Here is a 24366-nt window from a genome sequence, read left to right on the forward strand (position 1 = left end):
TTCAACAAATTATTTATATAACTTACCCTTATAATTAATTATTCCACCATCAAGGCTTATTGCATTAAATCCAAAGGCATTTAAAAATCCTGCTGCCATTCTTGATCTCGCTCCACTCCTGCAAAGTAGATAAATTTCTCTATCCTTTGGAAGTTCAGATATTTTTGTCTGAAGCTTCATCATCGGAATGTTAATAGCATCTTTCATAGTGCCTGTGTCTTTAATTTCGTTTTCTTCCCTAATGTCAATAATATAGGGATTATCTATTTTATCTATCTCGTTTACATCTATTTCTTTACTCATACATACCTCAAAAAAAGAGCCCCCAAAGGACTCTTAATTAATTATTTTACAGCAATTGCTTCGATTTCGATTAGAGCATCTTTTGGAAGTTTTGCAACTTCAACGCAAGATCTTGCTGGTTTGTGACTGTCAAAATATTTTCCATAAATTTCGTTAACTTTACCAAAGTCGTTCATGTCGTCTAAGAAAATATTAACTTTTATAACTTTTTCTAAGCTTGATCCAGCATTTTCAAGAATTGCTTTAACATTTTCAAGTGATCTTTCAGTAGCTTTTTCGATGCTTTCTGAAACAAGTTCGCCAGTTTCTGGAACTAGTGGAATTTGTCCTGAAGTAAAGATAAGTCCTTCTACTTCAATTGCTTGTGAATATGGTCCTACAGCTGCAGGAGCTTTGTCTGTGTGTAATGTTTTTAACATTAATCTTCCTCCTTTAATTCATATTCGTCTTCATCTTTTGTCCACAGTCTTTCGAGATTATAATATTCTCTCTCATCCTTGTGGAATACATGTACTATTATATCACCAAAATCTAACAAAATCCATCTGCTAGAATTCTTACCTTCAGTATTTTCTAATTCATAACCTTCTTTTGCCATCTTGTCTTCAATTTCGTCTGCAAGAGCAGAAACTTGAGTAGATGAGTTACCACTTACGATTACAAAATAATCAGCAATAGAAGTCATACCCTTGATATCAAGTACCTTAATATCAATTCCCTTTTTCGACTCACAGGAGTCAACGATAATATCTAACTTTTTGTTATCCATTGTTCACCTCTTATTTGAAACCTGCATTAACTAACACAACATCTGCTTCGTTCTCGTTCATAATATAGTAGGATACTCCACCCTTATATTTCGGATATCCCGGCAAAGTACTTGTCTTAATATTCTCACTAGTCATATTCTTCATGCTAAAGGCTAGCTTCATAAGTTCTTTTGCCGACATATTATTTTCACTGTAATTTACATAGGCACTCATTAACTTTGGTGTCTTTAAAATAATTTTAGGATCTTTTATCTTAGAAAACATGGCACTCATAAATTGTTGCTGTGCTTCAACTCTTCCAAGATCTGCGTTGGCATAGCCTTTTCTAAATCTTAAAAATCCAACTGCATCATGTCCATTTAAATTTCTTCTTCCCTGGTCAATATCAATGTGAAGTGGCGGATCTGCTGTCGGATCGTCATACTTCATATCTATTGGAACATCAACAGTAATTCCACCTAGAGCGTCGACAACGGCCTCTACAAACCTATAATCAATAGTTATGTAGTGATTTATATTTGTGCCGAGCAAATTGTTTACTGTATCAAGAGTAAGTTCAGTTCCTCCGTATTTAAATGAGTGATTTATCTTTTGGTTTTTGTAGCCCTTAATTGCAGTGTAAGTATCTCTTGGAATAGAAATAATATTTACAGAAGAATCTTTAGGATTTACATTTACAATCATTATTGTATCAGATCTAGCATTATCTGCATTTTTTGCATCTAAAGAGTCAACTCCAAGGAGTAAAAATTGTAGTCCTTCGCCATTAGTGTTTAACTTTTCTGAGTCTTTTTCGTCGAAGAAATAAAAATAAGCTGCCACGAGCCCAAGGCCTAAGATTAGGATTACGAGAATAGTGCTCAGAAAGGCCTTAAAAAAAGATTTCAATTAACCATCTCCCTATAGAAATTTCTAGCATAAAGAGTTTCAGGTACAATGTAAATATTCTTTTCTGCTAGCATTTTTATGGTGCTGTTTAGAGAAAAATACATGGCCTCATCTAAATCTTTGTAAGAAAGCTCCCTGAGTTTAATAACTCCATCAAAGTTTCTCATTGGCTCGATGCTATCTGCTAAAAAAATAATTTTTTCTAAGCTAGACATATTTTCTCTTCCTGTAGTGTGATATTTTATTGCATTTAATATATCTTCATCATGAACATTATATAGCTTTTCAGCAAAGAGACTGCCAAGGTATGAATGGATAATTTGTGGTGCCTTTTCAAAATCACCTTCTACCTTTAATCCATTCTCCTGAGCTTCTTCTTTTAATAAATTGACGTCTCTAATTTTTGCACAATCATGTAAAAGTCCTGCAACAGCCGCTTTGTCTTCATCTACAGAATAAATTTTAGCAAGCTCTATTGCAGTGTCCTTAACCCTTAAAGTGTGCAGAAATCTTTTTTCACCAATTCTATCTTTAATTTCATCACTATATTTTAAAATATCTTCAATCATTTATATAAATTATTCTCCTCAATATATTCAATAACTTCACTTGGCAAAAGATATTTCACAGACTTTCCTTCGCCTATTCTTTGTCTAAGATCAGTTGAAGAAATTTCTAGCTGAGGAGTATGAACTATCTTAATGTTAGTGTCAAAATTTTCTTGTAAATAAGATATTTCTGCATTAATTTTAGAAATATCAATGTATTTTGGTCTAAGTGCCACCACAAAGTCAATTTCCTTTGAAAGCTCTCCAAATAATTTCCAAGTTCTCAGTTGAAACAAAGTGTCAAGCCCTATTAAAAAATAAAGCTTCACATCTTTTAAAATTAATTTTAATTCCTTTATTGTATCAACGGTATAGGATAATTTTTCTCTCTTTGTCTCAATATCAGTAACTTCAAACTTATCATTTGAAGAAATGGCACGTTTTACCATATTGTATCTATCAATTGCTGAAATCTTTAAATCCTTGTGGGGCGGATTGCCCGTTGGAATAAAAATTACCTTATCGAGATTCATCTCTTCTCTGAGATACTCTGCAATCATAAGATGCCCCGAATGAATTGGATTAAAAGTTCCACCAAAAATTCCGTATTTTTCCATTACAATTCTATTTGTTTATTTTCTTTTGATTCTCTATAAATAGTTAATTTACTTCCAATCATTTGGACAAACTCAGCATTTGTCTTTTCCATGATTTCATCTACGATTTCTTCAACATCAACAGGACTATTTTGAAGAACTTTTATTTTGACAAGTTCGTGATCTTCTAAGAGTTTATCAAGTTGAGTTAAAAATCCCTCATTTACTCCGTCTTTTCCTACCTGAATAAGTGGATTTCTTGTGTTTGCAAGTCCTTTTAAAAAAGATCTTTGTTTACCAGTTAACATATATTCTCCTATTCAAAAAATTCAAATTCATATCCGCCAATAAATACTGACTCACCTTCACCCACTCCAAGCTCTTCAAGCTTAAGAACGACATTGTTCTTTCTTAAGTTCTCTTGGAAATATCTAAGTGACTCAATATCTTCAAAGTTAGTTGAGCGAAGAAGTTTATCGATATAAGGACCATCGACAATAAATCTGCCAGTTTCCTTTTCCTTATAAACATTTATACCTTCTTCTCTTTCCTCTACAACTTCAACATACTCTTCGTCGTAAGTTTCGTATTCATTGTCTTGATATTTTTTAAGATTTTCATAAGTTAATTTCATGAGCTTGTCAATATTTTCTGTTGTCGCGCACGACCCTGCTATAATTTCGTAGTCGCCTCCAAGTTCATCAGTTAGTCTCTTTAGATTTTCTTCGGCACCTGGAATGTCGATTTTATTTGCAAAAATTATCTGTCTCTTCTTAGATAATCTTTCATTGTAGCTTACAAGTTCATTATTAATCTTGTAAAAATCTTCAACAGGATCTCTTCCTTCAGATCCTGAAACATCAATTACATGGATTAAAATTCCAGTTCTCTCGATGTGTTTTAAAAATTCATCTCCTAGTCCAATTCCATCAGATGCACCTTCAATAAGTCCAGGAATATCTGCAATTACAAAGGACTCCCCTTCATCTATCTTCACTACCCCAAGGTTTGGAGACAGAGTAGTAAAGTGATAATTTGCAATTTTAGGTCTTGCACTTGTTACAATAGATAGAAGTGTGGACTTTCCAACATTTGGAAAACCAACAAGTCCAACATCGGCAATAAGTTTAAGCTCTAAAATAATTTCTCTTTCTTCTCCACGATTTCCAGCTTGAGCAAAGGTAGGAGCTTGTCTAGTAGAAGTTTTAAATCTGGCATTTCCCATGCCACCTTTTCCACCTTTGCAGACAACTACTTCCATGCCATCTTCTTTTAAATCGTAAAGAACTCCGCCAGTTTTTTCATCTCGAATTAGAGTTCCAACAGGAACTTTTAAAACTGTATCTTTTCCATCTTTTCCAAATTTTAATTTGCTCATGCCATTTTCGCCATTTTCAGCTTTATATTCTCTCTTGTAGCGAAAATCCATTAGCGTGTGAAGGCCACTGTCAGTCTTAATAATAATATCTCCACCGCGACCTCCGTCTCCACCTGCAGGACCACCGGCAGGTTCAAATTTTTCTCTTCTCCAAGCAACCGCGCCATCGCCGCCATTGCCCGCTTTTAATTTAATATTTGCTATATCAATAAACATAATAACCTCACATTTTCTAAAATTATATCATAAATATGTGTTAAAAACTTGATCCTTCTGTGAGTTAAATAAAATTATTGTGATTATTTTATAAAAACAAAAAGCAAGGTTACCCTTGCTTTTAAATGTCTTATGCTAATTCAGCTTTTTCTTCAACAACTACGTTAGCGAATTTCTTTCCGCCTTTACCTTTAGTTGTAAATCTTACGATTCCATCTGCAGTAGCAAATAATGTATCGTCGTTACCACGCATTACATTTTCGCCTGGATGGATTTTAGTTCCTCTTTGTCTAACTAGGATATTTCCTGCTAGAACAAATTGACCATCGCCTCTCTTAACGCCAAGTCTTTTAGCATTTGAGTCACGGCCGTTCTTTGAAGAACCTGCTCCTTTTTTAGAAGAAAAAAGCAATAAATCAAATTTTATCATTCTGCACCTCCACAACCTTTAGTGTTAAATACTGTGGGTATTGCGACCTTATAAGTTCAATCCCCTTAATCATAAATTCAAAGCAAGTTTGAACATCATTTCTATTAAATACATTTTTATCTAGAATTTCAATTTCTAGATATCCGTCATCTTGTACATCCCTAATCTCGTCCTCAGGAATATTTAACTTGTCAATTAAAGTAAAATAAAGAGTTTGACTGAGAGTTGAGATGCTTGCACAGACATAGTTTTCCAAATCGCCTTCAGAAGCATGTCCGTCAAATATGAATCCCTTGTAGTAGTTTCCTATTTTAAAGATAGAAATTTTTGTCATACTGCTACATCAGAAATTTCAACTAAAGTATATGGTTGACGGTGTCCTTTTTTTGTTCTTTCGTTTTTCTTAGATTTATATTTGTAAACAATAACTTTTTTGTTTTTGCCTTGAGCTAAAACTTTACCGTTTACTTTTGCACCTTCTACATATGGAGCTCCAACTTTTGGAGTATCACCAGATACAAAAAGTACTTTGTCGAAAGTAACTGTTTCACCTTCGTTAACATCTAATTTTTCGATTTTGATTTTGCTTCCAGCTTCAACAACGTATTGTTTTCCACCAGTTTCGATAATTGCGTACATTGTAGCACCTCCTCATTACAAGACTCGCCATCATAGGCAGTAAACTTTAAGACCTAATCTGAGCGGTTACAGTTAATTATAATACCATAAAATCCCAACAAATGCAATTTATTTGATGCAATTTATTGGGATAATTTAAATAATTTTTTTAATTTAAAAGTACAATTACTTATATTTATTTTATCACATAAAATTATTAAAAGATATAATTATATACCTTCTCATCACTTGTTCTATGTAAAAAAGATGCACCCTTTAAGATGCATCTGTAAATCTTTTTTATTCTGTTATTGTTTTATTTTCTACTTCTTCTTTAAGATCTTTAACGAAGTCTTCGAATACTACGTCCTTAACTTCTTCTCCTGATCTCTTTCTAACTGAAAGCTTTCCTGATTCAACTTCTTGTTCACCAATTACTAACATGTAATTAATTTTCTTAAGTTGAGCATCACGAATCTTCTTGCCAACTTTTTCTGCTCTTGAGTCAAGTTCTACTCTAAATCCTTCTTTTGTGAATTTATCTTTAAGATCTTTAGCAAAGTCGTTAAATTTATCAGATACAGGAATAATTGAAATTTGAACAGGAGCAAGCCATAGTGGGAACTTACCTGCAAAGTGTTCGATTAAGATACCCATAAATCTTTCAACTGATCCAAGAAGTGCTCTGTGAAGCATTACTGGTCTTTCTTTTTCGCCATTTTCGTTGATATAAGTTAAATCAAAGTTTTCTGGCATTTGGAAGTCAAGTTGAATAGTTCCACATTGCCAAGTTCTTCCAATTGCATCTTCTAGGTGGAAGTCAATCTTTGGACCATAGAAAGCTCCGTCACCTTCGTTAATTACATATGGGATTCCCTTTTCTTCTAGAGCTTCTTTAAGAGAATTTTCTGCAAGTTCCCAAGATTCTAAGTCTCCCATGTAGTCGTCTGGACGAGTAGAAAGTTCAATGCTGTATTTGAATCCGAAAGTGCTATATAGATAATCTGCAAGTTCAATCATCTTAAATACTTCGTCTTTAACTTGACTAAATAAGCAGTATACGTGAGCATCGTCTTGAGTGAATGCTCTTACTCTAAATAGTCCGTGAAGTGCACCTGAAAGTTCGTGTCTGTGTACTAGACCAAATTCAGCAAGTCTTAGAGGAAGATCTCTGTATGAATGTGGTTCTGATGAGTATACTAGTACAGAACCTGGGCAGTTCATTGGTTTTACTGCATAATCAGCATCATCAATTTTTGTGAAGTACATATTCTCTTTGTAGTGATCCCAGTGACCTGATCTGTGCCACAATTCTTCATTTAAGATGATTGGAGTTTGAATTTCGCCATATCCATTTTCTTCTAGGACTCCTCTCCACCAGTTTAATAAATTATTTCTTAAAATCATTCCCTTAGGATGGAAGAATGGGAATCCTGGACCTTCTTCATGGATTGTGAAAAGATCAAGTTCTTTACCAATTTTTCTGTGGTCTCTCTTTTCTGCTTCTTCTCTTCTTTCGATGTATTCATCTAATTGTTTTTGTTTTTCAAAAGCAATACCGTAGATTCTTTGAAGCATTTTGTTGTCTGAGTCGCCTCTCCAATATGCACCAGCAATTGAAAGAAGTTTTACAGATTTAATTGATTTAGTTGAAGTTAGGTGTGGTCCCTTGCAAAGATCAACGAAGTCTCCCATTTTGTAAATAGTAATTTTTTCATCTTCTGGAAGATCATTAATAAGTTCAATTTTATATGATTGATCTTTTTCTTCAAACATTTTTATTGCTTCGTCTCTTGATATTTCAATTCTCTCAACTGCTAAATCTTTTTTAGCAAGTTCTTTCATTTTATCTTCAATTGCTTTAAAATCTTCTTCTACGAATTTGTGCTCAGAATCTAGATCGTAATAAAATCCTGTTTCGATTGCAGGTCCAATTGCAAATTTTGTACCTGGGAATAGCTCCTGAATTGCATATGCCATTAAGTGAGAAGCTGTGTGCCAAAAGATTTGTTTTCCTTCTTTGTCTTCAAACTTAACAACTTTAAAGTCACAATCTTCGTTAATTACATCTTCGTTTCCAAGAATTTCTCCATTTACAACTGCTCCAACAGAAGCCCTCAAAAGTCCCATTGAAATATCTGAAGTAACCTTAGAAACTTTTACTCCCTTTTCATACTCTTTTTCTGATCCATCTGGTAATCTAATAATCATTTTTTCCTCCTAAAAAATTTTACAATAAAAAAAGTCTACCATCCCAAAGGACGATAGACCGTGGTTCCACCTTAATTAAACTCAAAAGACTTAACGCGCCTGACGCTGTAGTTTGCTACAGAACTCCGAGTTAGTTTTCAAAATAATGAAATTAGAAATTTTCAGCAACCATTTCCTCTCTAAAAATTTCACCAAATTTACTCTTCTCTTCAAAGTCGTTTTTTAAAATTATCATTATGATATCACAAAGTATAAAAACTTGCAATACACTAGGTTTTATTTAAATAAATAAAATTGAGCCGTAATCTTCAATTGGATTACTGCTAAGTACATTTAATTTATAATCATATTTATTTAGAATTTCTTGAAGCGCACTCTTAGAATCATAATCTCGAAGCTCTCCTGTCAAGAATACTTCTCTAGAGAGGCTGCCACTGCTTCCACCAATAAAACCATAATCAAAATTTTTAAGTTTTATATTTTTAAAATTAATTTTATATATTGGAAGTGTGTCTTTTAAACTACTGTATATGCCATCATCAGATGTAACTAAAAAATCACAAGTAACAAGCGTTGAACATTTACTGTAGCCTTGCCTTACGCAGATAATATTATACCCATTATTTTTGTAATAACTCAAAATTTTTTCATCAGTATAATTTATATTATGAATAAAGTAATTTTTAAAGGTAAAACAATTTAATGCTACATCACCTGGATATTTTTTCTCCAAAGGTTTTGACGTTGGAATAACATTTCTATCTTTAAATATTTCTTTATAATAACTGAAGTTATCCCTGTCGCAAACTATATCTTTATTGGGAAGCACGTGAACTAACATATCTGGATGCGCCCTTAGGCCCTCTAAAAGATTTTTATTTTCTGTAGTTTTTACGATTTTTCCATATTTATTTAAAATATTTATGCTTTCACTTGGCATGTCCTTATTTATTAAAACATATTTCATTTTGTCATCTCATAAATAATAATTGATGCGGCGACATTGGCATTTAGTGAATCGACTTTTTCGCTAATAGGTATATTTATGGACATGCTTGCATTTTCCATCAAATAATCGCTTACGCCTTTTGCTTCATTTCCAATTATCACAATGTCTTTATCCTTAAATTCGTAATCTCTAATGCTCACTGACTCTACAATAGAAGTTGAAATCAAATTAAAACCAAGTTCAACTAATTTTTCCTTATCCATTTTATAAATTGGGAGTCTAAATATTGAAGACATTGATGAGCGAACAGTCTTTGGATTGTAAAGGTCGCAACAATTTGGTGAAAGAATTATTCCATCAAGTCCAAAGGCATCTGCCGATCTAATCATGCCACCTAAGTTGCCAGGTTCTCTTACATCATCAAGGTATAGATACTTGCCAGACTTCTCGTGAAACTCTCTATCTAAGTGTTCATAATATGCAATTATCCCCTGTGGCGTCACTGCATCGCTTATTTGATTAAACAAGTTATCCTGAAAAATATAAATTTTTTCTTCGTCAAAGTTTTTTATGATTTCTTTAAACTTATTTTCCTTGTAGACAGTTTCAGAAAGTGCAATATATCTTGGAACAAATCCTTCTGCTTCAACAATTACTACAGGCTTTTCAACCATAAAAAGTTTATCTTCTTCGCGATATTTTTTATTTTTTAATTTTTTTAAGTACTTAAAAATTTCGTTATTTTTACTCGTTATTATCAATTCATCACCTATTAAAAAAAGCCCAATCGGGCTTTTAATTATTTAAAAAATTTATTTTTATCTTTGAGATACTCTTTTATATCAATAACTTCTCCATCTTCCATAATTATCTTGAAAGAATAGTCATAGACATAAGCAGCTGAAAGTCCAAGTAAAGAAGCAGGAAGTGCAAGAGCAATACCTATTGCAGAAGTTGTCAAAGATAGAGATAGAACTGTCTCGTCATCTTTTTCAACAAGAAGTCTTCTGGCATTTCCCTTTCTCCAAATTTCTTTAACAGCATCGATAATTTCTTCCATGTATGCAGTAAATTCTTCGAAATAATCTTTTGAATCTTTCTTTTTGTCTTCTTCATCTTCAATTATAACTTCAGCTTCTACAGTATCAGAGCTATCTTTTTGATTTCCTTTTATCATTTCAATTGCAACGTCTACATCGCCATCAGAATCTAGTAGAGCCTTGCGCACAATCTCATAACTTGCTCCAGTAACATTTATAACATAATCAATTTTTTCCATACTAATCATAGTATCACCTCGAGTTATTTTTACCCACTAGCCAACAAATTATTCGTTACTTGTAAGCTTATTCATCATTTCGTCAGTGCCTAGAAGAGTGATAATGTCACCTTTTTTGAAACGAAAGTCTGCAGATGGATTTACATGAGTGTCGTGATCTCTATTAACCATCAAAACTAAAAGTCCATAATGTTTTTTATAATCTATATCGGAAATAGTGCTGCCAATTATATTTTCTGGAACTTCCATATCAAATATTTTATATCCATTAGAAAATTCATAGGAATCAATTAAGTTTTTATTTGATAAATTATCGGCAAGTCTTCTTCCAATGTCCATTTCTGGATACACAATTCTATCTGCTCCAACTTTTAAAAGTATTTTTGCAGCTCTCGTTGAAGGAGCCTTTGCAATAATTTTTTTAATTCCAGCTTCTTTTGCAGCAAGAACTGCCATTACAGCAGCCATAAGATTTTCTGCAATACCTATAACTGCCACATCATAATTTGAAAGCCCAAGCTCTGTTGTCGCGTTTTCATCTTCTACATCGCAGACAATGGCATCTGTTACAAATGGTGCAATATTGTCCACCTTTTCTGGATTAATATCACATGCGACTACTTCGTTATCTAGTTCATATAATCTTCTTGCAACTGCGGAACCAAATCTTCCACAGCCAAATACTATAAATGTTCTCATTTTCTACCCCACTATTATTTTTCCGTGTGAATATTGTGTATGTTTTTTTGACTTCCTATTTATAAGAGCAATTGCAAGAGTAGCCGGTCCAACTCTTCCAATAAACATAAGGCAAATTAATATTAGCTTAGAAAGTCCTCTTAAACTTGCTGTAATTCCTCTACTAACTCCAACTGTACCAAATGCTGAGACAGTTTCATATAAAATATCTAGATATGCAAAATTGCCATCCTCAATAATAGTAAGACCCATTGAAGATAGAATTACAAGTATAGATGCCAAGAAAAATATACATATAGATTTTAACAAAGTATCTATTGGAATTGTCTTGTGAAAAATTTCAGTATTTTCATCTCCTCGAAGAAGTGAAATAGTTGAAAATAATAAGACACCAAATGTTGTAGTTTTAATTCCTCCTCCAGTTGAAGCAGGACTTGCACCTATAAACATAAGAAGTACAGTCAGTACCACGGAACTATCTGAAATCTTTGAAATATCTATTGAATTAAATCCCGCAGTTCTGGAAGATACTGACATAAAAAACGAAGCCAGTGTCTTGCCAAAGAGATTTAACCCTTCCATAGCCTCACTATCGTACTCTAGAACCAAAAAACCTAAAGTTCCCACAACTGTGAGGACAATTGAAATACTTATTGCAACTTTAGAGTGAAGCATTAAATTTTTAAATCTTTTCTTTTCAATAACATCTAAACATACTGTAAATCCAAGCCCTCCTATTATAATTAGAGCGGCAATAGTAAGATTTATAAGCACATTTGATCTGTAATTCATTATGGAATTTCCTATTAAGTCAAAGCCGGCATTACAAAAGGCTGAGATCGAGTGAAAAATAGAAAATAGTATTCCTTTTTTTAATCCAAAGTCAGGAATAAATCTAAAAGATAAAAACAGTGCCCCTGCTAGTTCACAGATTATGGAGAACTTGATAATATAGGTTGCAAGCTTTACAACTCCTGTTATAGTATCAAAACTTATCTGCTCTCTTATAATCATCCTTTGAGTAAGTCCAATTTTTTTATTGAGGACTATTGAGATTAACGATAAAAATATCATCGTTCCCAAACCGCCAATTTGTATAAGTGCAATTATTACAACTTTTCCAAAAACAGTCCAGTGAGCTGCAGTATTTACGACTATAAGTCCAGTTACACAAGTTGCTGATGTTGCAGTAAAAAGTGCATTTAAAACTCCAACACTTTTACCATCATTAGATGCGATTGGAAGACTTAATAAGAATGTTCCAAATAATATTACTAAAAAGAATGATATAACTATAACTAGAGGCGGATTTTTTTTAATTTTTTTTATGAATAATTCAAAAATTTCCATTTTAATCCTTTATAAAACAAATAAAGCCCCCATAGGGAGCTTTTTATTATTGTGCTTTCGCAATCTCAACTAGTTTTGCAAAACCCTCAGGATCGTTTATAGCCATTTCTGATAGCATCTTTCTGTTAATATCAACATTTGCTTTTTTTAGTCCATTAATAAATTTAGAATAGCTCATTCCGTTAATCCTTGCAGCTGCGTTTATTCTTGTAATCCATAATTTTCTAAAGTCTCTTTTTCTTTGTTTTCTACCAATATATTGATAGCTTAAAGACTTCATAACAGCTTGGTTAGCTGGTCTATATAATTTTGATTTAGCTCCAAAGTAGCCTTTAGCTTGCTTTAAAATAGCATTGTGCTTTTTTCTTGTGTTCATTCCTCTTTTAACTCTTGCCATCTATATCCCTCCCCATTATGGAATCATGTGATCGATTCTATTTTGATCAGCTTTTGACACAATTGCGCCTTTTCTTAATTTTCTCTTTCTCTTAGAAGTTTTCTTTCCTGTTAAGTGACCTTTGTATGCATAAAATCTTCTTAGCTTTCCGCTTCCAGTTCTCTTAAATCTCTTAGCAGAAGCTCTATGAGTTTTCATCTTTGCCATAAAATCCTCCTCGTTCTCACTCTTTATCTTTATCTGTTTTTTCTGAAAGGAACATTACCATACTTCTTCCTTCCATTTTCGGTTTTTTGTCCACAACTCCGTACTCAGAAACTAAATCCGCAAATTTATCAAGAACTTCTCGACCAAGTTCAGTATGACCCATTTCTCTTCCTCTAAATCTAACTGATACCTTTATTCTGTCACCATTTTTTAAGAACTGAATACCTTGTTTAGCTTTTGTTTGTAAATCATGATCTTCAATATTTGGAGTAAATCTAAGTTCCTTAATATTGATAGTTTTTTGTTTTTTCTTAGCTTCCTTCTCTTTTTTCTCCATGTCATATTTATATTTGCCATAATCCATAATACGACATACTGGTGGCTTTGCATTTGGAGCAACTTTGACTAGGTCTAGTTTTTTAGATGCAGCCATATCAATAGCTTGATTAGTATTTACAATTCCTACTTGATTGCCTTCTTCGTCTACTAATCTAACTTCCCTTTCTCGAATTTCTTCATTAATTTGTAGTTCTTTAATTTCTAAGCACCTCCATAAATAAAAAAGCGGACACCAAAAAGATGCCCGCAAAATCATCATAATTCTAATATAACCTTACTAACTCTAGTTGCAAGGTGAGAAGCGGACTTCTTCTTAAACACGCATATTATTATATGATACGATAACATATTTGTCAAGTTATGATGAAAAATTTTTAAAATTATAAATTCTCTTCAAGTTCTGATTTTATTTTTTGATATAACAAATCTATTGCAACTTTATTTTTTCCGCCTTCAGGAATTATTATATCTGCATATCTCTTAGATGGCTCAACGAATTGAAGGTGAGCTGGCCTTACTGTTGTCATATACTGCATTATTACAGAATCAAGGGATCTTCCTCTCTCCTTAATATCTCTAAGTATCCTTCTAATGATTCTAACATCGGAGTCAGTATCCACAAAAACTTTAATGTCCATTAAGTCTCTTAGTTCTTCTTCATTGAAAATTAAAATTCCTTCAAGGATTACAACTTCCTTCGGTTCAATTAATTCTGTGTCCTTTTTTCTGTTGTGCTCTGAAAAATCATAAATTGGTTTTTCTATTGCCTTGCCATCTTTTAAATCTTTGATTTGACTTACAAGCAGATCATTATCAAAGGCAAAAGGGTGGTCATAATTAGTTTTAACCCTCTCTTCAAACTCTAAATTTGACTGATCCTTGTAATAGGAGTCTTGTTCTATTATTGACACATTCTCTCTTCCGACCAAATCAACTAATTCTTTTGTTACAGTGCTCTTTCCACTTCCACTGCCACCGCATATCCCAATTATGCAACTCTTACTCTTCATTATTCCTCATCCTCAACATATATCCTGGCTTTACAGGATTATCTACTTTAATCTTAAAAATTTGTTGGGCGTGATTTGCCACTTCTATTTCTCTATCTTTGTCATCTACCATTTTATCAATTTTTTGATTAAAATGCTTTATTCCAGGTCCAAAGATTTCAACTTCATCGCCAACAAATATTCTGTTTCTTTGCTCCACAGTTGCGATTTGTGAGTCTTCATCATAATCTTTAACTATACCTACGAAGTCATATCCTCTGATGTATGAATTAGTTTCATATACTTGTGAATCTTTGCCAGCATTTCCATAGAAAAATCCTGTAGTAAAGTCTCTGTGACTTACTTTTTTAATTTCTTCTAGAAGGTATGGATCATATTTATAATTTTTTGGATCAGCGTAATACGAATCAATTGCCATTCTATATGATCTTATAACTGTTGCAAGATAGTATTCACTCTTTACTCTTCCTTCAATTTTTAAACTTGCAATGCCTGCTTCAATTAGCTCATCAATATGCTCGATCATACACAAATCTTTTGAGTTCATGATGAAAGTTCCCTCTTCATGCTCCTCAATAGGGAAATATTCTCCAGGTCTTTTTTCCTCAACTAAGTGATATTTGTATCTGCAAGGTTGAGCACAATCTCCCATGTTGGCATCTCTACCAGTCATGTAATTTGACAACAGACATCTGCCAGAATAAGACATGCACATTGCGCCGTGAGCAAAAGTTTCTATTTCTATCTCATCACTTACTTCTGAGATAATATTTCGAACTTCATCAAGACTAAGTTCACGCGCCATTACAACTCTTGTAGCACCAAGTGATGCCCAAAACTTAACAGTCTCTACATTTGTAACTGAACCTTGAGTTGATATGTGTATAGGAAAATCAGGCGCAACAGATTTTACTTTCATAAACATACCGGGATCTGCAACGATTAATGCGTCTACTCCTATGTCATATAGGTCTTTAATATAATCTTCCACTCCATACATATCTTTATCGTGTGGAATTATATTTAAAGTTACATGAAGAGTTTTGCCCCTTTCATGTAAATAATCTGCAGCCCATTTTATTTCATCTAAGGTAAAGTTTTTGGATGCCTTTCTAAGTCCAAAACTTTCCCCACCTAAGTATACTGCATCTGCACCATATTCTACTGCTGTCTTTAATTTATTCAAATCTCCTGCTGGAGCTAAAAGTTCAATCTTCTTCATCTTTTTCCCTCACTAATAATACACCGTCTCCAATTGGAACAATTGAAGTTACAAATTCTTCTTCCCTCTTCATATCTTTTAAAAAGGTCCTTAGCCTTTTTACAATCGTCTTTTTTCTTCTTTTTACCAATTCTTGATTGGCTACCATTCCTTTAAATAGTACATTGTCACAGATTATAATACCATTTTTATCCAAGTTTTTTAAAGCTTCATTAAAATATTTTTCATACTGTCCCTTTGCAGCATCAATAAATATTAAATCATACTTTTTATCGCAGTCTAGTAAATAATCATAAGCATCTAATAGATGGACTTTTATTATATCTTCTAGATTTTCATCTTGGATATTTTTCTTTGCAATATCTGCCATCTCTTCCCTAATTTCTACAGTATCAATTAATTCTATTCTCTTAGAAAATTTTGCAAACGAGATTGAAGAGTAACCAATGGCTGTTCCAAGTTCCAAAATTCTCTTTGGTTTAGAAACAGAGATTAAAAATTTAATAAACTCCTCAGTTTCTGGTTCGACTATTGGAACGTGAAACTCGTCTGCATACTTTCTCATCTCTATTAATTTTTCATCTGTATAAATTATATTGTCTCTTATATATTCTTCAATAAAATTATAATTAATATTTGTCATGTCGACCTCTAAAAAAGGGAACTATTTCTAGTTCCCATACTTTAAACTTCCATAATAATTGGTAAAATCATTGGATTTCTCTTCGTATTCTTTATAATAAAAGATCTAAGATCATCTCTGATATCAGATTTTAAACTTGTCCAATCAGATAGTTTTTCTTTAGAACTGTTATCTAAAATATTTTTAACAACTTTTTTGGCATCGTCAATTAAATCTCCAGACTCTCTGACGTACACAAATCCTCTTGAGATAATGTCTGGTCCTGATACAACTTTACCATCGCGAGATATACTTACAACTACAATTATTAAACCATCTTCAGAAAGATGACGTCTATCTCTTAGTACAATGTTTCCTACATCGCCAACTCCAAGTCCGTCGACAAGAATATTTCCTGAAGGCACATCGCCAACGAATTTGGCATCCTTTTGTGAAATCTCAAGTACATTACCATTTTCCATGATAAATATATTGTTCTCATCTATTCCCATTTTATTGGCAATTTGAGCATGCTTCATGAGATGTCTTATTTCACCGTGAGCAGGTATAAAGTACTTTGGTTTAACTAGGCTTAGAAGAAGCTTTAACTCTTCTTGACAAGCGTGACCAGATACGTGAATTTCTGAAAGAGTTTCATAAATTACTTTTGCTCCTCTTTCTAGAAGTCTATTTATAACTTTATTTACTGCCATTTCGTTTCCAGGAATTGGAGTCGCAGATAAAATAACAGCATCATTTGGTGTAAGCTGAATTTTTCTGTGTTCGCCATAGGCAATTCTTGTAAGAGCAGACATTGGTTCTCCTTGTGAACCAGTTGTAATAAGGACAATTTCGTTGTCTTCGTACTTGTCCATATCTCTTATATCGACGAAGGTATCTTTTTTAACTTTAAACTGACCGAGTCTTCTTGCAGTTTCAGTTACATTTACCATGGATCTTCCAGATAAAATTACCTTTCGTCCATACTTTTCTGCTGAATTTATTATTTGTTGAATTCTATGAACATTAGACGCAAAAGTTGCGATAATTATTCTTTGGTCCTGCAAAGTTTGGAAAAGTCTATTAAATGTTTCTCCAACCTTTGATTCACTCATAGTGTAGCCTTCGCGAAGTACGTTTGTACTTTCACCAATCATTGCTATTACACCTTTTGTTCCAATTTCTGCAATTCTTGTAAGATCAATTGGTTTTCCACTAATTGGTGTAAAGTCAACCTTAAAGTCTCCAGAGTGATATACATAACCAAGTGGAGTTTTAATTGCAAGAGAGCAAGCATCTGGAATTGAGTGGTTTACTCTTATCCATTCTACTTCCATCTTTCCAAGCTTTACTACATCTCCTGCTTGAACTACTTTTAATCTATCTTTGCTAAGTCTATGTTCTTTTAATTTATTTTCTAATAAACCAATTGTAAGTCCAGTACCATAAATATCTAAATCTAATTTTTTCATTATATATGGTATTGCCCCAATGTGGTCTTCGTGTCCGTGCGTCAAAACTAGTCCACGGATTTTGTGCTTGTTTTCTATCAAATAGGTAACATCTGGTATTACAACATCAATGCCAAGCATTTCGTCTTCTGGAAATGTCATACCACAGTCGACTATAATTATATCGTCGCGATATTCCACAAGCGTCATGTTTTTTCCTATTTCGTGCATTCCTCCAAGTGGTATTATTCTTAATTTATTTGTGTTTTTCATCTATCCCTTTCTCCTCAATTTTTCGGTAGCAGTCTTCGCAATAACCCATAAATTTTAGAGTGTGGTCTACAATTTTAAATTTTTCATTTTTTTCGATTTCGGCTTCAATTTTATCTAATTCATCTACGTCGACTTCTGAAACCTTGCCGCATTCAAGGCAAATAAGATGATGATGTCTGTGTTTGTGTTCGTGAATTCTAAGTTCGTATCTGACAATATTGTCATCAAAAACTATTTGATCTAAAATCCCAAGTTTAGTAAAAAGTTGAACAGTTCTATAGACTGTTGCTATTCCCATTGTCGGATCAATTTCTAGTATAAGCTTATAAACATCTTCAGTAGTCAGATGGCTCTCTTTATTCTTTAAAAAAACTTCGTATACTTTCGCTCTTTGATCAGTATATTTGTAGCCATTTTCCTTTAGAATCTGTTTAACTTCTTCTAATCTAGTTTCCATCTTAATCCCCAAGTTGTTCATTAGTTAGCTCTTCGTAAGCTTCTATAGCATCTTTAAGTTCATCATCATCGATACCTTCAAGGTATTCATCGCCATTTTCATCAACTTCTACTCGTAGGATATAGATTTCTGGTTCTTCATCATCTGTATAAAGTGCAACATAGTCTGTATCATCTAAAGTGAATCTTGCATCTAAAATAAATTCTACTAATTTTCCTTCATCGTCATAAAATTTTAACTTTTCCATTATATCACCTTATTAGTTTTTTCTATTATCTAGATAGGACTGCAGAATATATGTCGCAGCAATTTTATCAATATATTTCTTTCTGTTTTCTCTTCTAACTGAACCCTCGATCAATACCTGCTCTGCCATTAGCGTAGTCATTCTCTCGTCAACGTAAATAATCTCTACATTAAATTTATTTTTTAGCTTTTCAGCAAACTTAATGACTTTTTCGCTCTGTGGCCCAATTGTATTGTTCATGTTCTTTGGAAGACCTACTACTACTTGTTCTATTTCATTCTCAATTATTATGTCATGAATTTTATCATAAGCAATTTTATTGGACTCTCTTTTAATTGTACAAAGAGGCTGTGCCGTTAGAAGTAGTGCATCTGAAATTGCAACTCCTATCCACACATCTCCAACATCAAGGCCTAAAATTTTATTCATCTAAACCACAACCTTACTTATAGGTACATATCTTAATATGTAAAATATGAGATGGAAGGCCCATCTCATATCTTTTCTAAATACACTTTTAGCATTTCTTGGAGAAGTTCATCACGTTCTATTTCTTGTATCATGGATCTTGCATTATCAAAGCTCGTAATATATGTCGGATCTCCTGATAATATATATCCAATAATCTGGTCAATTGGGTTGTAACCCTTTTTTTCTAAAGCATTATATACCACTTTTAAAGTACTTTTAATACGCTCTTGTTCTAAAGATTTCTTTTCAAAAACTTGTGTGTTGTTATCTTGATCCATAATATACCTCCAATTGAATTATATCATAAAAAACAATTTATATAAAACCTTATAATAATTCTTCAAGTTTATTTAGAGCATCATTAACTTTACTTAAATCTTTACCGCCAGCAGTAGCCATGTCGTTTCTACCACCACCGCCGCCTCCAGCGACTTTTGCAATTTCTTTTATAAGTTTACCTGCAAAAATATTTTTTTCGACTAAATCTTTAGAAACTGCACATACAAAATTAAGTTTATCTTCGTTTACTGTTGCAAATAATACTACAACTGAACCGACTTTGTCGCGAACTTCATCAGCTAGGTCTCTTAATGTGTTGACATCAACGCCTTCGAATTTTTTGACGATGTATTTTACACCATTTTTTTCTTTAACATCTTCCATAATTTCTGATACTTGATCTTTTGCCATGGAGTGTTCAAGTCTTGTAATTTCTTTATTAGCTTCTTTAAGTTCTTTTATTGTGTTCTTAACTTTTGCCAAGATGTCTTCTCTATTTGCCTTTAAGTTATCTGCAATATTATCTTGGACTTTATCGAGATTATTTAAATAATTATAAACTTCTGGTCCTGTAATTGCTTCGATTCTTCTGATACCGCTACTGATTCCGCCTTCTGATAATATTTTAAACATTGATATTTCAGAAGTATTTGAAACGTGAGTACCGCCACAAAGCTCGCTAGAGAAGTCTCCCATTGTTACAACTCTTACTTCGTCAGAGTACTTGCTTTCGAAAAGTCCAATTGCACCCATTTCTTTTGCTTTATCAAGGCTTGTAATAGTTGTGTTAACAGGAAGTGCTTCAAATATTTTTTCATTTACAATTTTTTCTACTTCTTTAAGTTCTTCTGGGCTAACTTGTTTAAAGTGAGTAAAGTCAAATCTCATTCGTTTGTCCATTACAAGTGAACCTGCTTGGTTTACATGACTTCCTAGAACTTCTTTTAATGATTTGTGAAGCAAGTGAGTTACAGAGTGATTTCTTCTGATGTTGTTTCTTCTCTTAACATCAATTTTTGCATCTACTTCTTCTTTTTTAACATCACCATCAACTACTTCGCAGATGTGAATGTGAAGACCACTCTTAGTCTTTTGAGTATCAACTACTCTTATTTCAAATCCAGGTCCTGTTATTATTCCAGTGTCTCCAATTTGTCCACCACTTTCTGCATAGAATGAAGTTTTGTCGAGTACTAGAATAATTTTTTCGCCTTTTCCTGCACTTTCTACTTCTTCGCCGTCTTTAATAATTTTTATTATTTTTGCAGAAGCTTCATTTTCTTCGTAACCAACAAATTCGCTTTCAAGTCCTTCAAAGATGCTCTCATCTTTTTGACTTGACCAGCCAACATTTGAATCATCACGCGCATTTCTTGCCCTTTCTTTTTGCAAGTTCATCTCGTGATTAAATCCGTCTATATCAACCTTAAATTCTTTTTCGTGTAAGATTTCTTGTGTGAGGTCAATTGGGAATCCAAATGTGTCATATAATTTAAAAGCTTCTTCTCCTGAAAGAATTTTTGCTTTTTTATTTCTCAACTCTTCAATCTTTTCATTTAGTCTTACAAGACCCTGTTCAATAGTTTCAAGGAATTTTTCTTCCTCTCTTCTAATTGTATCTTTAATGAATTCTCTATTTTCTATAAGTTCTGTGTACTCACTACCCCAAGAGTCAATTACAAGATCTGCCACTTCAGATAAGAATGCTCTTTTAATTCCAAGCTTTCTACCATGTCTTGCAGCACGTCTTATAAATCTTCTAAGAACATAGCCTCTTCCTTCGTTTGAAGGAACTATAGAGTCAGAAATCATAAAAGTCATAGATCTTATGTGGTCTGTAATAACTCTAAATGAAACGTCAAAGTCTTCATTTTTTCCATATTCAATGCCACAAATATCGCTAATTTTCTTTATGATGTCTTTAATTGCATCAATTTCAAAAATATTATCTGTCTCTTGAAGAACTGTTGCAATTCTCTCAAGACCCATACCAGTATCTATGTTTGGATGAGATAGTGGGTGGTAAGTTCCCTCTTTATCTTTGTCGAACTGAGTAAATACAAGGTTCCAAACTTCTATAAATCTGTCGCCTTCTCCACCAGGTCTTTCATCTTCGCTGCCGTGTTCTAGACCTCTATCTACATAAATTTCTGAGCAAGGTCCACTTGGTCCAACTTCAAGTTCCCAGAAGTTATCTTCTTTTCCAAGTCTAATTATTTTTTCTTCAGGAACGCCTATAACATCTTTCCAAATATTGTAAGCTTCGTCGTCTTCATAATAAACTGTTACCCAAAGATCTTCTGCTGGTATTTCTAAGTTTACTGTCAAAAATTCCCAAGCCCATGGGATGATTTCATGTTTAAAATAATCACCAAATGAGAAGTTTCCTAGCATTTCAAAAAAAGTTGCGTGTCTATCTGTTATACCAACATTGTCTATATCTCCAGTTCTGATACATTTTTGGCATGTTGTAACTCTCTTTGATGGAGGAGTTGCTTCTCCTGTAAAATATTTTTTCATTGGCGCCATTCCTGCACCTATTAATAAAAGTGAATCATCATCCTTTGGTACCAAGGAAAAACTTGGCAAAATTAGATGTCCCTTTGATTCAAAAAATTTTAAATATTCGCTTCTTATCTCATGTAATCCTAAAAATTTCATCTCGCACCTCGTTATTAAAAAACCTCCCATTCCATGGGAGGAGCTATATTTATTATAATTATTTCAATTAAAAAAGTCAATTATCCTGCTTGCTAGCATACTTCATTTTAAAGAAGTCAATTAGTATTACTACTATTGAAACTACAGGAACAGAAATTACCATTCCCCAAACTCCAAAGATTCCTCCACCAATAATTATTGAAATAAGAATTAAAAGTGGATTTAATCCTGTTGAGTTGCCAATAAGCTTTGGAGCAAGAATATTGTTTTCTGCCCACTGAATTAATACGAAAATAACTGTAACCCAAAAAGCTTTGGCAGGCGAATCCATAAATGCAAATAGCGCAGCTGGCAAATATCCAAGGAATGGCCCGATATATGGAATGATATCGGCAACACAAGTGATAAGACCAATTACTATTGCAAAATCAACTCTTAAGATGAGTAGATATATCATTGTAGCCACACCAACAAATATAGCAAGAAGAAGTCTTCCGCGAATAAATTGTTGAAGTGAAGTGTTTATTCTTGAGCCTAAATAATATATGTCATCTCTGTGTTTATTGGGAATAAATTTTTTAAATTTTAAAGTGAAATTTTCTTTGTCTACTGAAAAATAGAAAGAGAAAATTAATATTAAAACAATTCTAACTGCATTTGAAAGCAGTGAATAAATTTTTGTAGCAACATTTCTAAGAGAGTCCACTGCAGACTTTTGAAGCGAACCAATAACTTCATTAACTGTACTATTTATAGAACTTATTATTCTCGTTATAGGATCAGCGCCACCTGCTGCTTTTACACTGCTCTTTCCTCCGTAAAAACTAAAGGCATCTTCTGGCATTTTTATATTTAACTTGTCGAAGACGCTGACTAAAAAGCTATTTGCATTAGTCGTCATATCATCAATGATTGAAGGAATTCTAGAAAGCAAGTTGCTAAATTCTTGAATTGTTTTAGGTATTACTGAAAATATTAATATTCCAAATAGAAGCACTACTGAAATATAAACTATAATTACGCCAAATTTTCTCTGAATACCCTTCCGTTCTAAAAAGTTAACTAATGGATCGATTATATACGCAAAGATTATGGCTATAATAACTGACGATAGCGTATAGCCAAGTATTCTGTATTTAGCAAAAATTATTTTTATTAAATAAATACCAAGAATTACAAAGAATAATTTTGCAACTCTACTAAGATCCAACTTAATTCTTTTATCTGGCTCAATATATCTGTTTCCAATGTTTACTAAATAATAAATCGCCAGGAACATTAAAAAGATTGCAAGGACAATTATTGCATAGGTTACAAATCTTGCAGTATTGGTATTTGCTGCAAATTTATCTAACATCATATCACCTAATAGCTAAATTTTTTAATTCCATCTTTTAACTTATCAACTACAAAGTCACACTCTTCTTTTGTGTTGTCACTGTTTAGAGAAATTCTTATTGTTGATAAAGATAGATCTTTGTCCCTTCCTATTGCAGATAAAACATAGGAGGGCTCAATACTTCCTGCAGCACAGGCTGAACCTTGTGAGACGCAAATATCAAACATATCCAAGTATTGGACGAGTGTCTGAGGTTTTAGATTTTCTATGGAAATATTAATATTTCCTGGAAGTCTTTTATCTCTTGGTCCATTTAATAATACTTTATCAATTTTTAATAATTTTTCCAACATATAATTTCTAAGATTTTCTGTGTACTCAGTATTTTTTTCTAAATTATTGTATGCATCTTCTACTGCTTTTGCAAGCCCAACTATATAAGCGACGTTTTCTGTTGAGGCTCTCATGTCTCTTTCTTGCGATCCACCATTTATAAAAGAATTTATCTTAGTGCCGTCTTTAATGTATAAAATTCCAACGCCCTTTGGCGCGCCAATTTTATGACCAGACATTGACCACATATCAATATTTTTATTAGATAAATCTATGTCAATATTTCCAAAAGCTTGAACGGCATCTGTGTGAAACAAAACTCCATGTTCTTTACAAATTTCTGCAATTTCTTCAATTGGTTCTATTGTGCCAATTTCGTTGTTGGCGCTCATTATGGAAACAAGATTCGTCTTGTCGTCAATCTTTTCTCTAAGTTCATCAAGGTCTACAAAACCATATCGATCTACGTCTAATAAATCTATTTTGTGTCCCTTTTTCTCTAAGTATTTAAGAGAATTTAAAACAGCTGGGTGTTCTATCTTTGATGATATTATGTGGTTTATCTCACCCTCTTTTAAAGTCTCTTTAATAGCCCAATTGTCTGCTTCTGATCCAGATGATGTAAAATAAATTTCACTTGGTGCTACATTTAAAATATTTGCAATTTTTATTCTTGAATTTTCTATAGCTGCTCTTGATTTCTGACCAAGAGAATAGATGCTTGACGCATTTCCATAAAAATCTGTAAAATACGGCATCATTTCTCTTAGCACAGAATCTTTAATTTTTGTTGTGGCAGCATTATCCATATATATCATAAAGG

Annotated in this window: 31 protein-coding genes and 3 other annotated features; all 31 genes read right to left on the reverse strand. The window is 32.9% G+C overall.

What is annotated here, in order from left to right:
• Positions 1-9: 9 nt before the first annotated feature.
• A complete protein-coding gene (locus tag ACOX6R_RS00775) occupies positions 10-303 on the reverse strand; it encodes a rhodanese-like domain-containing protein (protein WP_433446222.1) in 294 nt (97 codons plus the stop codon).
• A gap of 41 nt (positions 304-344) precedes the next feature.
• Positions 345-722, reverse strand: a complete 378-nt coding sequence (locus tag ACOX6R_RS00780; RefSeq protein ID WP_433446224.1) for a RidA family protein — start codon at positions 720-722, stop codon at positions 345-347.
• Positions 722-1072: a ribosome silencing factor gene (rsfS, locus tag ACOX6R_RS00785; protein ID WP_433446226.1), complete on the reverse strand. Its 351-nt coding sequence runs from the start codon at positions 1070-1072 to the stop codon at positions 722-724. The genes ACOX6R_RS00780 and rsfS overlap by 1 nt, the downstream gene beginning before the upstream one ends.
• A gap of 10 nt (positions 1073-1082) precedes the next feature.
• A complete protein-coding gene (locus tag ACOX6R_RS00790) occupies positions 1083-1961 on the reverse strand; it encodes an LCP family protein (protein WP_433446228.1) in 879 nt (292 codons plus the stop codon).
• The gene (gene yqeK, locus ACOX6R_RS00795) at positions 1958-2530 is read right to left on the reverse strand and encodes a bis(5'-nucleosyl)-tetraphosphatase (symmetrical) YqeK (protein WP_433446230.1); all 573 of its coding nucleotides are present in this window, start codon (positions 2528-2530) and stop codon (positions 1958-1960) included. Before yqeK ends, ACOX6R_RS00790 begins: the two co-directional genes overlap by 4 nt.
• Entirely contained in the window at positions 2527-3126 is a 600-nt protein-coding gene (gene nadD, locus ACOX6R_RS00800; protein WP_433446232.1) for a nicotinate-nucleotide adenylyltransferase, read from the reverse strand. Before nadD ends, yqeK begins: the two co-directional genes overlap by 4 nt.
• The gene (yhbY, locus tag ACOX6R_RS00805; RefSeq protein ID WP_433446234.1) at positions 3126-3413 is read right to left on the reverse strand and encodes a ribosome assembly RNA-binding protein YhbY; all 288 of its coding nucleotides are present in this window, start codon (positions 3411-3413) and stop codon (positions 3126-3128) included. The genes nadD and yhbY overlap by 1 nt, the downstream gene beginning before the upstream one ends.
• Positions 3414-3421: 8 nt before the next feature.
• Positions 3422-4699 (reverse strand): GTPase ObgE, encoded by a 1278-nt coding sequence (gene obgE / locus ACOX6R_RS00810; protein WP_433446236.1) that lies wholly within the window; start codon positions 4697-4699, stop codon positions 3422-3424.
• Positions 4700-4829: 130 nt separating this feature from the next.
• Positions 4830-5129, reverse strand: coding sequence for a 50S ribosomal protein L27 (gene rpmA, locus ACOX6R_RS00815; RefSeq protein WP_433446238.1), 300 nt, complete (start codon positions 5127-5129; stop codon positions 4830-4832).
• Positions 5116-5463, reverse strand: a complete 348-nt coding sequence (locus ACOX6R_RS00820) for a ribosomal-processing cysteine protease Prp (protein WP_433446240.1) — start codon at positions 5461-5463, stop codon at positions 5116-5118. Before ACOX6R_RS00820 ends, rpmA begins: the two co-directional genes overlap by 14 nt.
• Positions 5460-5768 carry a 50S ribosomal protein L21 gene (rplU, locus tag ACOX6R_RS00825; protein WP_433446241.1) on the reverse strand — a complete coding sequence of 103 codons (309 nt, stop codon included), beginning with the start codon at positions 5766-5768 and terminating at the stop codon, positions 5460-5462. The genes ACOX6R_RS00820 and rplU overlap by 4 nt, the downstream gene beginning before the upstream one ends.
• A gap of 10 nt (positions 5769-5778) precedes the next feature.
• Positions 5779-5846, reverse strand: a sequence feature (ribosomal protein L21 leader region).
• Between the two features lie 201 nt (positions 5847-6047).
• Positions 6048-7958, reverse strand: a complete 1911-nt coding sequence (thrS, locus tag ACOX6R_RS00830) for a threonine--tRNA ligase (RefSeq protein WP_433446243.1) — start codon at positions 7956-7958, stop codon at positions 6048-6050.
• A gap of 43 nt (positions 7959-8001) precedes the next feature.
• Positions 8002-8180 (reverse strand) — a binding site (T-box leader).
• Positions 8181-8238: 58 nt separating this feature from the next.
• A complete protein-coding gene (locus tag ACOX6R_RS00835; protein WP_433446245.1) occupies positions 8239-8925 on the reverse strand; it encodes a DUF6873 family GME fold protein in 687 nt (228 codons plus the stop codon).
• On the reverse strand, positions 8922-9668 hold the full coding sequence (locus ACOX6R_RS00840) for a TrmH family RNA methyltransferase (RefSeq protein ID WP_433446247.1): 747 nt from the start codon (positions 9666-9668) through the stop codon (positions 8922-8924). Before ACOX6R_RS00840 ends, ACOX6R_RS00835 begins: the two co-directional genes overlap by 4 nt.
• Before the next feature lie 38 nt (positions 9669-9706).
• Positions 9707-10195, reverse strand: coding sequence for a DUF4342 domain-containing protein (locus ACOX6R_RS00845; protein WP_433446249.1), 489 nt, complete (start codon positions 10193-10195; stop codon positions 9707-9709).
• A gap of 39 nt (positions 10196-10234) precedes the next feature.
• Positions 10235-10885, reverse strand: coding sequence for a potassium channel family protein (locus ACOX6R_RS00850; RefSeq protein ID WP_433446251.1), 651 nt, complete (start codon positions 10883-10885; stop codon positions 10235-10237).
• Positions 10886-10888: 3 nt separating this feature from the next.
• Positions 10889-12235, reverse strand: a complete 1347-nt coding sequence (locus ACOX6R_RS00855) for a TrkH family potassium uptake protein (RefSeq protein ID WP_433446253.1) — start codon at positions 12233-12235, stop codon at positions 10889-10891.
• A gap of 46 nt (positions 12236-12281) precedes the next feature.
• Positions 12282-12632, reverse strand: a complete 351-nt coding sequence (gene rplT / locus ACOX6R_RS00860) for a 50S ribosomal protein L20 (protein ID WP_433446255.1) — start codon at positions 12630-12632, stop codon at positions 12282-12284.
• Between the two features lie 15 nt (positions 12633-12647).
• Positions 12648-12839, reverse strand: coding sequence for a 50S ribosomal protein L35 (rpmI, locus tag ACOX6R_RS00865; RefSeq protein ID WP_433446257.1), 192 nt, complete (start codon positions 12837-12839; stop codon positions 12648-12650).
• Between the two features lie 16 nt (positions 12840-12855).
• Positions 12856-13437 carry a translation initiation factor IF-3 gene (gene infC / locus ACOX6R_RS00870; protein ID WP_433446259.1) on the reverse strand — a complete coding sequence of 194 codons (582 nt, stop codon included), beginning with the start codon at positions 13435-13437 and terminating at the stop codon, positions 12856-12858.
• Positions 13390-13499: a sequence feature (ribosomal protein L20 leader region), on the reverse strand. (Overlaps the previous gene by 48 nt.)
• A 59-nt stretch (positions 13500-13558) precedes the next feature.
• Positions 13559-14188 (reverse strand): uridine kinase, encoded by a 630-nt coding sequence (gene udk / locus ACOX6R_RS00875; RefSeq protein WP_433446261.1) that lies wholly within the window; start codon positions 14186-14188, stop codon positions 13559-13561.
• Positions 14178-15410, reverse strand: a complete 1233-nt coding sequence (locus ACOX6R_RS00880) for a peptidase U32 family protein (protein ID WP_433446263.1) — start codon at positions 15408-15410, stop codon at positions 14178-14180. Before ACOX6R_RS00880 ends, udk begins: the two co-directional genes overlap by 11 nt.
• Positions 15397-16053 carry an O-methyltransferase gene (locus tag ACOX6R_RS00885; protein WP_433446265.1) on the reverse strand — a complete coding sequence of 219 codons (657 nt, stop codon included), beginning with the start codon at positions 16051-16053 and terminating at the stop codon, positions 15397-15399. Before ACOX6R_RS00885 ends, ACOX6R_RS00880 begins: the two co-directional genes overlap by 14 nt.
• A gap of 41 nt (positions 16054-16094) precedes the next feature.
• The gene (locus ACOX6R_RS00890; protein ID WP_433446267.1) at positions 16095-17756 is read right to left on the reverse strand and encodes a ribonuclease J; all 1662 of its coding nucleotides are present in this window, start codon (positions 17754-17756) and stop codon (positions 16095-16097) included.
• Positions 17740-18213 carry a Fur family transcriptional regulator gene (locus ACOX6R_RS00895; RefSeq protein ID WP_433446269.1) on the reverse strand — a complete coding sequence of 158 codons (474 nt, stop codon included), beginning with the start codon at positions 18211-18213 and terminating at the stop codon, positions 17740-17742. Before ACOX6R_RS00895 ends, ACOX6R_RS00890 begins: the two co-directional genes overlap by 17 nt.
• Before the next feature lies 1 nt (position 18214).
• Entirely contained in the window at positions 18215-18460 is a 246-nt protein-coding gene (locus ACOX6R_RS00900) for a DUF1292 domain-containing protein (protein ID WP_433446271.1), read from the reverse strand.
• Positions 18461-18472: 12 nt separating this feature from the next.
• Positions 18473-18889 carry a Holliday junction resolvase RuvX gene (gene ruvX / locus ACOX6R_RS00905; protein WP_433446273.1) on the reverse strand — a complete coding sequence of 139 codons (417 nt, stop codon included), beginning with the start codon at positions 18887-18889 and terminating at the stop codon, positions 18473-18475.
• A gap of 65 nt (positions 18890-18954) precedes the next feature.
• Positions 18955-19209 carry an IreB family regulatory phosphoprotein gene (locus ACOX6R_RS00910; RefSeq protein ID WP_433446275.1) on the reverse strand — a complete coding sequence of 85 codons (255 nt, stop codon included), beginning with the start codon at positions 19207-19209 and terminating at the stop codon, positions 18955-18957.
• 49 nt (positions 19210-19258) lie between these two features.
• Positions 19259-21871, reverse strand: a complete 2613-nt coding sequence (gene alaS / locus ACOX6R_RS00915; RefSeq protein ID WP_433446277.1) for an alanine--tRNA ligase — start codon at positions 21869-21871, stop codon at positions 19259-19261.
• Between the two features lie 76 nt (positions 21872-21947).
• Positions 21948-23228 carry an AI-2E family transporter gene (locus ACOX6R_RS00920; RefSeq protein ID WP_433446279.1) on the reverse strand — a complete coding sequence of 427 codons (1281 nt, stop codon included), beginning with the start codon at positions 23226-23228 and terminating at the stop codon, positions 21948-21950.
• An 8-nt stretch (positions 23229-23236) separates the two neighbouring features.
• Positions 23237-24361 carry a cysteine desulfurase family protein gene (locus ACOX6R_RS00925; RefSeq protein ID WP_433446281.1) on the reverse strand — a complete coding sequence of 375 codons (1125 nt, stop codon included), beginning with the start codon at positions 24359-24361 and terminating at the stop codon, positions 23237-23239.
• Between the last annotated feature and the right edge of the window lie 5 nt (positions 24362-24366).

Source organism: Peptoniphilus sp., from assembly GCF_050943655.1.
GTDB lineage: Bacteria > Bacillota > Clostridia > Tissierellales > Peptoniphilaceae > Peptoniphilus_A.